Annotated in this window: 9 protein-coding genes; 8 read left to right on the forward strand and 1 reads right to left on the reverse strand. The window is 46.7% G+C overall.

Annotation, left to right across the window (positions count from 1 at the left end; genetic code table 11):
• The first annotated feature begins 125 nt into the window (after window positions 1-125).
• Window positions 126-554 (forward strand): Lrp/AsnC family transcriptional regulator, encoded by a 429-nt coding sequence (locus QNM19_RS01405; RefSeq protein ID WP_010381122.1) that lies wholly within the window; start codon window positions 126-128, stop codon window positions 552-554.
• Window positions 555-569: 15 nt separating this feature from the next.
• Here the strand turns inward: QNM19_RS01405 and QNM19_RS01410 are convergent, their stop codons facing one another.
• Window positions 570-2,483: a putative bifunctional diguanylate cyclase/phosphodiesterase gene (locus tag QNM19_RS01410; protein ID WP_284026214.1), complete on the reverse strand. Its 1,914-nt coding sequence runs from the start codon at window positions 2,481-2,483 to the stop codon at window positions 570-572.
• 465 nt (window positions 2,484-2,948) lie between these two features.
• On the opposite strand from QNM19_RS01410, the gene QNM19_RS01415 reads away from it, so the two are divergent.
• From QNM19_RS01415 to QNM19_RS01445, 7 genes are read left to right on the forward strand one after another with little or no spacing between them, the layout of a single operon-like run.
• Window positions 2,949-3,251, forward strand: a complete 303-nt coding sequence (locus QNM19_RS01415) for an isoamylase early set domain-containing protein (RefSeq protein ID WP_010381125.1) — start codon at window positions 2,949-2,951, stop codon at window positions 3,249-3,251.
• Between the two features lie 4 nt (window positions 3,252-3,255).
• Entirely contained in the window at window positions 3,256-5,238 is a 1,983-nt protein-coding gene (gene malQ / locus QNM19_RS01420; protein ID WP_284026215.1) for a 4-alpha-glucanotransferase, read from the forward strand.
• Entirely contained in the window at window positions 5,235-7,469 is a 2,235-nt protein-coding gene (gene glgB, locus QNM19_RS01425) for a 1,4-alpha-glucan branching protein GlgB (RefSeq protein WP_049865627.1), read from the forward strand. Before malQ ends, glgB begins: the two co-directional genes overlap by 4 nt.
• Complete coding sequence (gene glgX, locus QNM19_RS01430; RefSeq protein WP_082225535.1) at window positions 7,463-9,562, forward strand: glycogen debranching protein GlgX; 2,100 nt, start codon at window positions 7,463-7,465, stop codon at window positions 9,560-9,562. Before glgB ends, glgX begins: the two co-directional genes overlap by 7 nt.
• Window positions 9,555-12,038, forward strand: coding sequence for a glycogen/starch/alpha-glucan phosphorylase (locus QNM19_RS01435; protein WP_049865629.1), 2,484 nt, complete (start codon window positions 9,555-9,557; stop codon window positions 12,036-12,038). The genes glgX and QNM19_RS01435 overlap by 8 nt, the downstream gene beginning before the upstream one ends.
• A 31-nt stretch (window positions 12,039-12,069) precedes the next feature.
• On the forward strand, window positions 12,070-13,368 hold the full coding sequence (glgC, locus tag QNM19_RS01440; protein WP_049865630.1) for a glucose-1-phosphate adenylyltransferase: 1,299 nt from the start codon (window positions 12,070-12,072) through the stop codon (window positions 13,366-13,368).
• 10 nt (window positions 13,369-13,378) lie between these two features.
• Window positions 13,379-14,920: a glycogen synthase gene (locus QNM19_RS01445; protein WP_049865631.1), complete on the forward strand. Its 1,542-nt coding sequence runs from the start codon at window positions 13,379-13,381 to the stop codon at window positions 14,918-14,920.
• Window positions 14,921-15,041 lie beyond the last annotated feature (121 nt).

Below are 15,041 nucleotides of genomic sequence, written 5' to 3' on the forward strand. Positions count from 1 at the left end.
TTGCAACAGACAAACTTGCTTTCCCCGCTTTTTTGTCATTATTACGCGTTGTGTTGTCAATTTGCAGTGCAAAAATAAATAAAATGATTAAAATAACAGTCAAAATGACGATTTAAGTTTTCACAATGATCCATTCACAAGACGAACGTTTACTTTCTGAGCTGAGAAAAAATGCCCGCGCCAGCATTTCAGAGCTGGCAAGAATTCTCGATATGTCCAGAACCACAGTGCAAAGCCGGTTGCAGAAACTGGAGCATAGTGGCGTTATTCAGGGGTACAGTGTTGAACTGGGCAGACAGTATCAGGAATCTCAGGTTGCGGCTCATGTCTCAATTAAGGTCCGCCAGAAGCTGACTGCGCAAACAAACAATGCACTAAAGCAAATTAACAACATTTCAGCTTTATATGCCATCAGTGGCGAATACGATATGATTGCAGAAGTTGAGGCACAAAGCCTGGAGCAACTCAGTCAGCTACTCGATGATATAGGGAACCTCGAAGGCGTTGAGCGGACAACGTCTTCGGTAATTTTAGAGACTAAGTTTAAGCGCTGAGGGGAGTCCACGTTGTTAGCTGGATTCTGGCAGCCATACACTGGTACCGGTGGATGCAATGTGGTTCATATTGCTTTTCAGTACTTTATTACCCACGCGGCTGGAGGTTTCCGGGCGGCTGACCAGATAGCCTTGTACGCAACGTATCCCCATTTGCTTGACCAATTCAAACTGGTCGACCTGTTCAACACCTTCTGCCACAATTTTAAGGTCAAGTTGTGCACCCAGCTCACTGATTGAATTAAGGATCTTGTAGTATTTGGGGTTGTCTTTGGCCTGTGAAATAAACAGTTTGTCAATTTTAATGACGTCTATGGGTAGATCGGCAAGGGTACTGAGTGAACTAAACCCGGTACCAAAGTCATCGATAGCAATAGTTACACCGGCAGAGCGGCAACGCTCGAGCTGAGCGATGATTTCATTACTGGCGGTTATGAGTGTTGATTCGGTGATTTCCAACATTAGTGAAGTGGGTGGTAGGCCTGTTTTTTCTAACGCAGCCATTACCCAGTCAAAAATAGCGCGGTGCTTCAGTTGGATACCAGAGACGTTAACTGAAATTCTTACTCGCTTCATGCCGGCATTGTGCCAGGCAGACATTTGTCGACAAGACTCTAGTAGGATCCAATCTCCCAGATCCAAAATCAAGTTGGATTCTTCCGCAATAGGAATAAACTCAGACGGTGGGATCAGGCCTTCAATAGGGTGGTGCCATCTGGCGAGTGCTTCAAAGTAGTCAATGGAGCAATCTTCAACATGCACAATTGGCTGAAAAGACAAATGAAAATTTTGAGAAGCAATGGCCAAACGTAATTCTTCCAGCAGGTAGTGGTAGCGACGAATTTTGTTGCCCATTTCCGGGGAGTAAACGCGGAAAATTCCCCGGCCATCTGTTTTGGCTCGGTACATAGCGACATCAGACATTTGCAGTAGTGCATTCGGTGTTGCGGCACTGTCGGGGTATACGGCAATACCGATACTAGCGCTGATTTTTACCAGTTTATTGCCAAGGACAAAGTCGCGTTCAATTTCCCCGAGTATGGTTTGGGCTACTTCAGTACAAAAGCCCGTGTCTTTGAGTTCCGGGATAAAGATAGAAAACTCATCGCCGCCGAGTCTGGACAGGTTTTGATCTAGCCCATGCACGGCATGTAGCGCCTGTAATTGGTATTGGCGTACGACCTGGCATAAACGCTCGGCAACCTGGATCAGTATTTCGTCGCCAAAACTGTGTCCGAACGAATCATTAACTTGCTTAAAACCATCCAGGTCGATAAATAGCAGACCACATTTACTTTGCTGTTGTTCTGCCATAGCCAACTCGTTACTGATGTGTTCGATATAGGCATGGCGGTCTATCAGTTTTGTTAGTTTGTCCTGAAAGACATGGCTGTCGGTTTTAATTTTGATACGTTGAATATTGCTCGCAATGGTATGAACAGCATGACTTATCTGAGCAACAGAGCCACCGATCGGCAACGCTTTGTAATCAATCTCAAGGCCACTAATGATGTCTTTAAGATCCCGGTCAATATCGGTAAGCGCTTTAGCTCGGGCATGCTGTTGCCTTAATTCCCGCAGCTTGTTCAGCATTAAGAGCAGCATTACCATGACAAGCAGCAACAAGACTGGCGAAGAAAATACACGTTTCATGACCTGTTTTACGGGAGCGGAGGTGAATGTTGATTGCTCGTGCTTCAGCAGTACATGTGCTTCGTCTTTTACTAACAAAAATCGCTGGTCAGCAAACAGAAAAGCATACCAAGGCGTATGTTCTGACTGGGAGTTTGTTGGGTGATTATATACCGCCATAGTGGTGCGACCAGTCTGGATGTCGACCACATGTTTTGTAAACAGCAAGCTAATAACAATGCCAATCACAACAAAACAGACAATACAGGTTGCTATATTTTTAAAAACACTTTGCATGATTGAGCGTATCCACCTACCTAAAGAAATTCGTCCCTGCCAGGAGCAGTAAGTATACTATAAATAAGCCCTAAGTATGACATGTTTTACACCTAATTCATGTGGTTTCAATCGTAGCTCAGTGCCTGGGTGTATTCTAATAAATTAATACAGCTGTGGTGTGTTTAAGATCAAGTATCAATTAAATTCACTTTACACGAGAATAGTTCTCACCTAACTTTTTAACAAGTTTTGGCGCGTTTATTGCCCGTATACTAAGATACAGGCAGTTGTGCCAGCTTTCTAAGTGAAAATCACCATATTAGTGCAAGGCTGGACTGTCACTGCACTGTAATGAAGCGTACACACTGTACGTAGACAATAAGCAATTATGCTTTGTAGTTTCACAGCAACCGTTAGTCTAGCTGTAACGGGCACGGCACTGTGGCAAGGATAAACAACCTAGCGGTTTTTTTGGAGCCCACAATGTTAACTAAGCGTTTTTTCAAAACAAAAAACGAAGCAGAAGTCACGTTTGAAATCACTCATCCCGAAGCAATCAAAGTGGAACTCGTTGCAGAGTTCAATGATTGGCAGCCTTTAACGATGAAGTTTAATAAAAAAGACAAACGATTTAAGCTGAAACACCGCTTACCGACAGGGCAAGAATACCATTTCAGATATTTGATCAATGGTGAACATTGGGATAATGATGACCAGGCTGACGGCTATGTGCCTAATGGCTTTGGTACGCAAAACAGCGTCGTAGATACTCACAAGCTGGCTTAACGCAATGCAAGGGCTGGAGCAGCTATTTTACTTGCACGGAATAGGCTTTGATTACACCAAATATGACGGTGAACATGTTTATTTCGACTATGCAACAAGGGTCAATGCACTGCGTTGTTGTGGCGTAAACACGGAGCATGGCTCGGAGATCGAAAAGTTAAACTTTGCGCTAGATATCAAGCGCTGGCTTGACGTTGTGGGGGAAGTGGTACTGGCTGATGCTCAGTCAGGATGCTTCTCGCTGAAAATACCCGAGTCAGCCCGAGATGCAACTGTTGTTATTCAGATACCCGATTTATCAATGTGCCACAGTTGCGCCTTGTCAGAGGCCGAAGTGGTCGGGGATTATCGTTACAACGGCGAAACTTATTTAGATGTGAAAATCAAAATAGGGGCGCTGCCTGTTGGTTATCATAAGGCGCAAATAGAAGGCCCCTTTGAGACGAAAACAACCGAGTTATGGTCAGTCCCCGAGCGTTGTTATGCCTTAGAGCAGGAACAGTTAAAACGCACGGGCCTGTCGTTGCAGCTTTATACGTTACGTAGTGACCGTAACCATGGTGTTGGTGATTTTCGCGATCTATATCAATTACTCCGTGGTGCTGCGGCTAAGCATTGTGATTTTGTTTTGCTGAACCCGCTACATTTACTGTTTGAATCTGAGCCTGAGCGCGCAAGCCCGTATAGCCCCTCCCATCGGTGTTTGATTAACCCCTTGTATATTGCACTGGACTGGGCTGTTGAAATGTTTCGCGATCACTATCAGGTTAACGTGAGCGACGCTTGCTGCCCGGAGCCTCTTGATTCTCTGGCACAGTACATTGATTACAGTGCCGTTGCTGAAGTGAAATACGCCATATTCACTCAACTGTATAACGAATGTATTGATATGCCGGTTGTTAGGGAGGCGGTAGGAGCATTTAAAAACTATAGAATGCATGATCTGAATGTCAGCGCGCTCACGGATCGGGAGTGGTTTTTGCAGTGGTTGGCCCATCAGCAGCTTCAGGCCTGTCAGCAACATGCCACTCAAGTGGGGATGGCCATTGGCCTGATTAATGATCTGGCTGTAGGCTGTGCTAAAGGAGGCCACGAGTTTGCTGAAAATGCGTCTCTCTTTGCACTCGGTGCAGATGTTGGTGCGCCACCTGATCCATGGGCTGAAGCAGGCCAGAATTGGGGTTTACCTGCACTCAACCCGATTAAAATACAAAAGCAAAACTATGCCTATTTTCGTTCTTTGGTTCGAAGCAACATGGCGTCTTTCGGCGCACTTAGGATCGACCACGTCATGGCCATTCGGCGTTTATGGTGGTGTTTTGAATCTCAGGGCAAACCCGATGGTTGTTATGTGTACTACCCCTTTGAACACCTTTTAGCAATTTTGAAAATTGAATCTCATCTGAATCGAGCCATGGTGATAGGGGAAGATCTGGGGATAGTGCCACCTGAGGTGTCATCAGCCATGAGTGAGGCGAACCTCTACGGTAATATTTTGATGTATTTTGCCAAAGATCAGCAGGGTCACTTTAAACCCTCCGAGCAGTATCGTGCTGACACATTATTAATGGTTGCCAATCATGATGTTGCGCCATTTAATGCCTGGTGGACGCACAATGATATTCTAATTAGAAAAGACTACCAGCTGTGCAGCGAACAAGAAGCCACGCAAATGTCGATGGCAAGAGAAGATGATAAGGCCAGGTTATTAGCATGGTTAGGGATAAAAGACACATTCGCCTCACCGCAGTATTCGGATATTCACAGCATATATGGTGCACTGCTGAAAAAACTCGCAGCCAGCCCCAGTAAGTTGCTCGCTATTCAGCTTGATGATCTGGAACAACAGCCGTTGCCAGTGAATATTCCAGGCACCGACCGCGAATATCCCAACTGGCGCCGCCGCCTGGCGACACCAGCCGAACAGACTTTAGAACAGAACCGTCATTTATTGGCAGAGATAAAAAGGATTAGAGAGCAGGCATGAATTCAGCAAGTAAATCGCCCATTGTAACCCTCGACTACGCAGCACAAATTTCGGCACTTGATGCCGGGTGCTTTCGTGATGCCTTCTCTTTTCTTGGTTTACACAGTGCCGGACAGGGCTCAATTATACGGGTGTATATGCCCGGAGCTCTGGCTGTGTCAGTGAATGACGGACGCCACTCGACAGTCATGCAGCGCATAGGGCAATCTGCTCTGTTTGTCGTTGAGTTTGACCGCAAAGTAACGTCGGGATATCACTTAACCGTTGAATTTATTGATACGGTTATTACAACCCGAGACGCCTACGACTTCAGCAGTGCGTTGGATGAGTCGGCGATGTACTTATTTAATGAAGGCTCGCTGGAACATGGATACCTTCACTTTGGCGCCAGGGCTATTACTCATCAAGGCTGCAATGGTACACAGTTTTGTGTTTGGGCACCCAATGCGCGCAGTGTTTCTGTGATTGGCGAGTTTAATCATTGGCAGCCTTCTCAGCATTTTATGCGTTTTCATCCTGCCAGTGGTGTTTGGGATTTATTTATACCTCATCTTACGGGCGAGCAGGGATATAAATATGCCATCGTCGGTGTGGATGGTGAGGTGACTGAGCGTGCTGACCCTTATGCTGTTAAGATGCAGCAAGCGCCCGGTACCGCGAGTGTGATTCAGCCTGCTCAGCAGTGCATGACATTGGGTGATGCCGATCAGGCTCAACGCCGAAAGCGCAATGCCATTGATGCCCCGATCGCGATATATGAAGTACATCTGGGTTCCTGGAAACGCAGAGAAGAAGAGGATAACCGTTATCTGACTTATCGTGAGCTGGCTGATGACTTATTGCCCTACGTTAAGGAGCTGGGCTTTACCCACGTTCAGCTAATGCCTATCAGTGAGTACCCATTTGATGGTTCCTGGGGCTATCAGCCAGTCGGGTTGTTTGCGCCGACTAGCCGTTTCGGCAGTCTTGATGATTTTCGTTATTTTATACGTCAATGTGCGGCGCTTGAGCTGGGAATCTTGATCGATTGGGTTCCGGGTCACTTCCCTTCTGATCCGCATGGTTTGCATCGATTTGACGGCACGCATTTATATGAACATGCAGATAGTCGTCAGGGATATCATCCCGACTGGAATACGTATATCTATAACTATGAACGTCCGGAAGTAAAAAGTTATCTGCTTTCTAATGCCAATTACTGGCTCGATGTATTTAAGCTGGATGGCCTCAGAGTAGATGCTGTCGCTTCCATGTTGTATCTCGATTATTCGCGCAATGATGGTGAATGGGTACCGAATCAGTTTGGGGGCAGGGAAAACCTTGGAGCGATCGATTGTATTCAATCGGTCAATACCCGCAGCTATGGCAGGCACCCACATATTATGATGGTGGCTGAGGAGTCGACGGCCTGGCCTGGAGTCACGCAAGCTGTTGATCACAATGGGTTAGGGTTCGGCTTTAAATGGAACATGGGATGGATGAACGACAGTCTGAGCTATATGCAAAGAGACCCAATCCACAGGAAGTATCACCACCATGAAATGACCTTTTCTATGGCGTATGCGTACTCTGAAAATTATATTTTACCGCTTAGCCATGATGAAGTCGTACATGGCAAAGGGGCATTGCTGAGCAAAATGCCAGGCGACGATTGGCAGCAATTTGCTAACTTGCGGGCCTATTATGGTTTTATGTATGCTCACCCGGGCAAAAAACTGTTGTTCATGGGCAGTGAATTGGCACCCCGCACTGAATGGGATCATAACACGACGCTGGACTGGTCATTACTGGAATCATCTGCTCATCAGGGGATTTATCAGACCGTCAAATCGCTCAACCACCTATACAAAAACACCCCTGCTTTATATGAGCTGGATAATTCGCCTTGTGGGTTTCAGTGGATAGACTGTCACAATGGTGAACAGTCAATTTTGAGTTTCGCACGTTTTGGTAAATCCAGTTCTGATCTTGTCGTGGTAGTCAGTCACTTTACGCCGCAGGTGTTGCATAGCTACCGGATTGGTGTTCCCAAGAGTGGCATATATCAGGTGGTGTTTAACTCTGACGAAAGCAGTCTGTATGGAAGTGGTACCACGCCAGTTGCCCATCAACAGCAAATGATACAAAGCAAGGCCATTGCCAGTCACGGCTTTGAACACAGTATTGAAATCACCATAGGCCCATTAAGCACTATCTACTTACAATATTTGAGTGCTGCCACGCCATGTTAACGTCGCACAGGGGCCAACCCTCACCATTAGGTAGCACTTTGCATGAACAAGGGGTCAACTTTGCGGTGTATGCCCCGGCGGCCACTCAGATGCAACTTTGTCTGTTTGATCAAAGTGGCCATAGCGAAATTGCCAAGGTCACTATGTATCGTCATGAGGGAGGGTTATGGTCTGTATTTGTTTCTCCACTGCGTGCCGGGACATTATATGGCTATCGTGCAGACGGCGCCTATGCACCAGAAAAGGGTCTGCTGTTTAATCAAAATAAATTACTGTTAGACCCATATTGCAAAGATTTTCAAGGCGAATTTACCTGGAGTGAGCGCCACTTTTGTCATTTGCCTGTTGGCACCCTTAATGAAAGTGACAATGCGGTAGATATGCCCAAATCCAGTGTTACAGACATTGCCCGCTACGATGGTCAGAGACCAAACGTGCCCTGGTCAAAAACCCTTATTTATGAATGTCATGTACGCGGCGCGACTAAGCACTGTGACTTTGTGCCTAAGTCTCTGCGCGGTAAGTTTCTGGGCTTGAGCCACAGCAACTTTATTGCCCACCTTGCCAGTTTGGGGGTCACAACGGTGGAGCTGCTGCCATGTCACGCCTTTATCTCTGAACAGTTTTTAACGACCAAGGGGTTGAAGAATTACTGGGGCTATAACTCTTTGAGCTTTTTTGTGCCTCATAAAGCGTTTTTGGTAGAAGGACAGATCAGCGAGTTTCAGCAAATGGTTCGCGCGTTTCACCTTGCAGGCATTGAGGTGATCCTGGACGTTGTATACAACCATACAGCAGAAGGCGGGCTAGACGGGCCAACCTTATCACTCAAAGGACTAAATAACACTGGGTATTATCGTATGGTGGGAGAGCAGGCCCATTATATTAACGATACCGGCTGTGGGAATACCCTTAACATCGACGATCCTTTTACGCTAAAGCTGGTTATGGATAGTTTAAGGTATTGGGTTGAATACATGGGGGTGGATGGATTTAGATTTGATTTGGCAACGATATTGGCCCGCACGGAGCACGGCTTTAATTCGCAACATAGCTTCTTGCAGGCGATTGCACAGGATCCTGTGCTGAGTAAAGTTAAGCTAATTGCCGAACCCTGGGATGTTGGCCCGGGCGGCTATCAGTTAGGTGGATTTCCCTCTCCGTGGCGTGAATGGAACGACAAATATCGGGATACGGTGAGGCGGTTCTGGCGCGGGGATGCGGGTACTCTGTCCGAACTTGCTAAACGTGTGCATGGCTCTCATGAGCTGTTTGAACACAACCAACGCGGGCCGCTTAATTCTGTTAATTTTATCACCAGTCATGACGGGTTTACGCTCGCTGATTGGGTCAGTTATGAACAAAAGCACAACTTTGCCAATGGTGAGGAGAACCGTGATGGTCACAGTGAGAACATCTCATTTAATTGCGGAATAGAGGGTCAGACAGAACAAGCACACATACTGGCACTGAGACATCAAATTCAAAAAAGTGCTCTGATTACGCTAATGATGTCTAAAGGCGTACCAATGTTAGCCGCGGGGTCGGAAATTGCGCATTCTCAGCAAGGCAATAATAACGCGTATTGTCAGGACAACGAGATTAACTGGTTGAGCTGGCCGCAAAATATCTCGGAACGACTGACTCAGAATCGACGTTTAAAGAAAGACTGGGATGATGACGAGGAAAGTGCCTTGTGTGCCTTGATAGCCCAGCTTCAGGAAATCAGGTGTCATTATGCGATATTCCATCACCCGTTTTATATTCATACCCAAGATGAACGATTTAACATTAGCTGGTTTAACAAAGATGCACACCCAATGTCTGAGGGAGACTGGCATGACAGCAATAATAAAACGCTGATCTATATGTTGACCGATACGCTCAGAAAGCAAAATTTATTGGTGATATTACATGCCGGCAGTGACGACGTGGAGGCGAAATTACCCGCTATTCCGGGCGTTGTCTGGCAGCTTTCACTCAGCTCCGTACATCCCACCGAAACCATCGAAAAAAGTCAACAGACTCAATCCCTGAGTGCACACAGTGCCTGGGTATATCAATCTCATAATGAGGATCTCAAGAATGACTAAGAAAACGTCAAATGTGTGTGTTGTAAAGCATTGGCAGGAAGCCCCAAAACTGGATGAAAGCACGCTGGCTGATGACTTGATGCGGCATTTTTACTATACCCTGGGACGTGACAAAGTCGGAGATTCTAAACACTATTTGTTTCAGGCTTTGGCGTTGACCGTCCGGGATAGGCTAGTGGCAAGATGTAGAGCGACGAATCAATATCTTGCCGACAACCAATGTAAACGTGCCGCATACTTGTCACTGGAATTTTTGATGGGCAGAGCCTTAGGTAACGCGGTATTAAGTCTGGATTTGGAAAAGCAAACGCGTGAAGCGCTGAAAGAATACTGCACCGAGTTTGAATATGTTGAGCAAGCTGAACATGATGCCGGGTTGGGTAATGGTGGTCTGGGACGTCTGGCAGCGTGCTTTTTGGATAGTTGCGCGACACTGGCTCTTCCGGTGATTGGTTATGGGATCCGTTATGAGTACGGCATGTTCAATCAGTCAATGGAGCAGGGCTTTCAGGTGGAGCAGCCAGACAACTGGTTACGTGAAGGCCACCCCTGGGAAATGCCAGCGCCGGAACAAGCCAGAGTGATTAAATTTTTCGGTCATGTCGAGGCGCATCAGGATAAACAGGGTCGTACTCATCGCATGTGGGTGAACAGTCAGGATGTGCTGGCTGTTCCTTATGATGTGCCTATTCCGGGGTATCGAAATGGGGTGGTGAACACCTTACGGCTATGGAAATCAGAAGCGACAGATGAATTTAACTTAAAAGAATTCAATGCCGGTAGTTATTCTGAAGCGGTAGCCAAGAAAAACCTCGCTGAGCAGATCACTATGGTGTTGTACCCGAACGATAGCAGTGAAAATGGTAAAGAGCTGAGACTCCGACAGCAATATTTCCTGTCGAGTGCCAGTTTGCAGGACATCTTGCATCAGTGGGTTGAGCAACATGGTACGGATTTTAGTGAATTTTCTGACCTTCATGTTTTCCAGCTTAATGATACTCACCCGAGTATTGCAGTAGCAGAGCTGATGAGGCTGCTGATTGATGAGTATGAACTCGAATGGGATCAGGCATGGTCAATCACTAATTCAACCATGGCCTATACTAACCACACTTTGTTGCCTGAGGCACTGGAAAAGTGGTCAGTGTCGTTGTTTGCTCGTCTGTTACCCCGCTTGCTGGAAATTATTTACGAAATTAATGCGCGCTTTTTATCAGAAGTGGCGCTGATGTGGCCTGGGGATATGGAAAAGCAACGTGCGCTGTCACTCATTGAAGAAGGTGACCACCCACAGATCCGCATGGCTTACCTGGCAATTGTGGGCAGCTTCTCGGTCAATGGTGTGGCCGCATTACATACCGAGCTGCTTAAGTCAGGGCTGTTTCATGATTTCTATCAGCTCTGGCCTGCTAAATTTAATAACAAAACGAATGGTGTTACGCCCAGACGTTGGCTTGCCTATTGTAACCCTGAATTGGCTGAACTCATTACCAGCAAGATTGGCGAACAATGGCAGGCGGATTACGCTGAAATCAAGTCACTGCGCCGTTACTACGATAACAAAGCGTTCCAGAGTCAGTGGCAATCAGTCAAACAAAGTAATAAGGAAAAACTTGCAAAGCTGGTGCAGTCTCGTTGCGGTGTGGAGTTTGACGCCAGCATGATGTTCGACGTACAAGTTAAGCGCATCCATGAATACAAACGCCAATTACTTAATATTCTGCATGTGATTTCTTTATATGACCGTATTCGCCGTGGCGATACTCAAGGTATGATGCCTCGTTGCGTATTGTTTGGTGGTAAGGCTGCGCCTGGCTATGCAATGGCTAAACTGGTGATTAAGCTAATCAATAATGTTGCGAATGTCGTTAATAAAGATGCCAAGGCCAAATCACTTCTTCGAGTCGCATTTTTTCCCAATTATAACGTAACTGCCATGGAAACTATCTGTGCAGCGACGGACTTGTCACAGCAAATTTCAACGGCGGGCAAAGAAGCATCAGGTACCGGGAACATGAAGTTTATGATGAATGGTGCCCTTACTATTGGCACTCTGGATGGCGCAAATATTGAGATTAGAGAGCAGGTGGGAGCGGATAACTTTTTCTTATTTGGTGCTACCGCACAGCAAGCTGAGGAAGTGCGACAGCACTATGATCCAAATGCCATCATTCAATCCAGTCAGGCACTGAGCAATACCATGGCGTTGCTGGAGAGTGGTCATTTCAACCTGTTTGAACCTGGAATTTTCAACGACATCATTGCCGCGATCCGCAGCCCCCACGATCCCTGGTTGGTTGCACACGACTTTGACAGCTACCTGGATGCACAACAACGTGCAGCAGAAACCTATCAGGACCAGTCGCAGTGGCTGAGAATGAGCATACTTAACACGGCCGCTAGTGGCAGTTTTTCTAGCGATCGCACTATTCAACAATATTGTGACGATATTTGGCGCTTAACCCCAATGCAGTAGATCGTAGATAGACTTTTAATGGAGATAATGAATGCCCAGTTATGCAAACCGATATATTAGTAACCTGACCAGAGAAACCTATGCATTGATCCTGGCTGGTGGTCGTGGTAGCAGGCTGCATGAGCTGACCGACTGGAGAGCAAAGCCCGCGGTGTATTTTGGAGGCAAACACAGAATAATAGACTTTCCGTTATCAAATTGTATTAACTCGGGGATCCGCCGGGTTGGCATAGCGACACAGTACAAATCGCACTCTTTGATCCGCCATGTAAACCGTGCCTGGGGCCACTTTAAGAAAGAGCTGGGAGAGTCAGTTGAGATTTTACCGGCGTCTCAGCGATATGGTGACGAGTGGTACTGCGGCACGGCGGATGCCGTATTCCAGAATATGGACATTATTCGTCATGAGCTGCCCAAATATGTGATGATCTTGTCTGGAGACCATGTTTATAGAATGGATTATGGTGCTTTATTGGCGAAGCATGTCGAAACCGGCGCCGATATGACCGTATGCTGTCTCGAAGTGCCGTGTGAGGATGCAGCCAATACCTTTGGTGTTATGACTGTTGATGAGAACAAGCGAGTCCGGCGCTTTGATGAAAAGCCGGCAGCGCCAAGTGAGATCCCTGGTAAATCCGGCGTCTGTCTGGCTTCAATGGGCAATTATGTGTTTAATACAGAGTTTTTGTTTGAGCAGCTAAAGAAAGATGCGGAGCGGGAAGGTTCTGGCAGGGATTTCGGTCATGATATCATACCGGCCATTATTGAAGAGCATAATGTATTTGCATTTCCGTTTCGTGATCCCAGCCACCCGGGTCAACCTTACTGGCGTGATGTGGGCACGATAGATTCGTTCTGGGAAGCGAATATGGAATTGGTGTCTCCGCAACCACAGCTTGATTTATATGACCCGAGCTGGCCAATTTGGACATACCAGGAGCAGCTACCGCCGGCCAAGTTTATTTTTGATGACGACGAACGACGCGGCATGGCTGTGGACTCAACGGTATCTGGCGGCTGTATTATTTCGGGCTCCAGAGTACGAAAATCTCTTCTTTTTTCAAATGTTCATGTACATTCGTATTGTGAAATAGAAGGTGCAGTGGTGTTACCCGGTGTGGTGATTGAGCGTCATTGTCGTATCAAAAATGCCATTATTGATCGCAGCTGTCACATTCCGGAAGGCATGGAGATTGGTTATGATCAGGAGCAAGATAAAAGAAATGGCTTCAGAGTTTCTAAAAACGGCATAGTGCTGGTGACCCGTGATATGCTTGTTGCACTTGAAAAGCAACAGCTGTTGGCAGGTCAGAACCAGGAAACGGCGTAAAAGGACAATCATGCATGTAGTTATGGTGGCAGCGGAAAATGACCGCTTGCCGAGTTGTAAAGTTGGGGGTGTTGCGGATGTGATCCGTGACATTCCTTATGCACTGGCAGAGCAGCATATTCGTTGCTCTGTTATCGTACCAGATTATGGCCAGTTCGAACTCAACCGGGAGTTCGTCGCAGATATTGCGGTGCCTTTTAAGCAACATTTAGAAACAGCGACACTCTGGCGAGTTGCAAGTGAGTCAGGTGTAGATCAATATGTCGTGTCGCACTCGTTGTTCTCGCAACATGATGGCGCCATTTATTGTAATGATGGTGATCAGCCATTTGCAACAGATGCCAATAAGTTTGCGCTATTTTGTGCTGCGGTCAGTGAGCTGCTTGAGCATGAGATGATAGGGTCCGTTGATGTATTGCATCTACACGATTGGCATGCCGCTGTAGTGGCGGTCCTTAAGACTTTCAGTCCTCGTTTTGTTAACTTAAAGCAGATCAAAACTGTCTATACAGTGCATAATCTCGCTTTGCAGGGGATACGGCCGTTTAAGCATGATGACTCCAGTCTGGAATCCTGGTTTCCAACTCTGAGCTATGACGGTAGCCGGATATGTGATCACATCTACCCTCATTGCTTTAATCCCATGCGCGCCGCAATAAACCTCGTAGATAAAGTACACTTAGTGTCACCAACCTACTGTCAGGAAGTACAGCTAAGCAGCGATCACGAAAGTGGCTTCTTTGGTGGTGAAGGGTTGGAGCATGATATGCAAGCAGCTGACAGAGCAGGCAGGCTGGCAGGTATTCTCAATGGGTGTATCTATTCCCCGCATGTAGAGCAGGGAGCAGACATCTCATTGAGTGACTACTGTGAGTTAGCGGAGCAGGCTCTGTTTGTATGGATGTCCAAGCGCTCGGAGCTAATGCCAGCCCACTACATTGCTCACCAGCGTGTCATTCAATGGCGTCAGCATGGACAATTTCGTCGACCTTTGGTTACCAGTGTTGGACGTTTAACGGACCAAAAGGCGCTTTTGCTTAGACAGCCAAAAGAGGGTCAACTGGTCCTGGATAAGGTGGCGGCCTTGATCAATGAGTACGGTGGGGTATTGGTGATTCTGGGCTCCGGCGATCCGCACCTTGAGTATCTGTTCACTCAGGTTATGGCCCGTCACAATAATGTTTTGTACTTACAAGGGTATGGACAGGCATTGGGCGATTATCTGTATGATCTCGGTGACCTGTTCCTGATGCCAAGTTCGTTTGAACCCTGTGGGATCAGTCAGATGCTGGCAATGCGTGCAGGTCAGCCTTGTCTTGCTCATCAGGTTGGTGGTCTAAAAGACACGATTGCACACGAAGAAACAGGCTTTCTGTTCGGTGGACGCAACCTGTCTGAGCAGGCTGAACAGTTACTTGACGGTTTAAAGCAGGCGCTCGATCTACACAGGCATGAACCGCAAAGGTACCTTGATATAAAGGACAATGCCAGAGCGCAGCGTTTTAGCTGGGATACTATTGCCAGTCAATATATTGAAAAATTGTACGAGTAGGCGTTTGCCTGCTCGCTCCGCTATCGACTATTCTAATACATTAATGTTTTAGTTTGATTTTTTTTCTAATGAAATGGGGTTAAAATATTCCCCATTAAGACAAACTAATAAAACAAAAGTG

The organism is Pseudoalteromonas ardens (assembly GCF_030125445.1).
GTDB lineage: Bacteria > Pseudomonadota > Gammaproteobacteria > Enterobacterales > Alteromonadaceae > Pseudoalteromonas > Pseudoalteromonas ardens.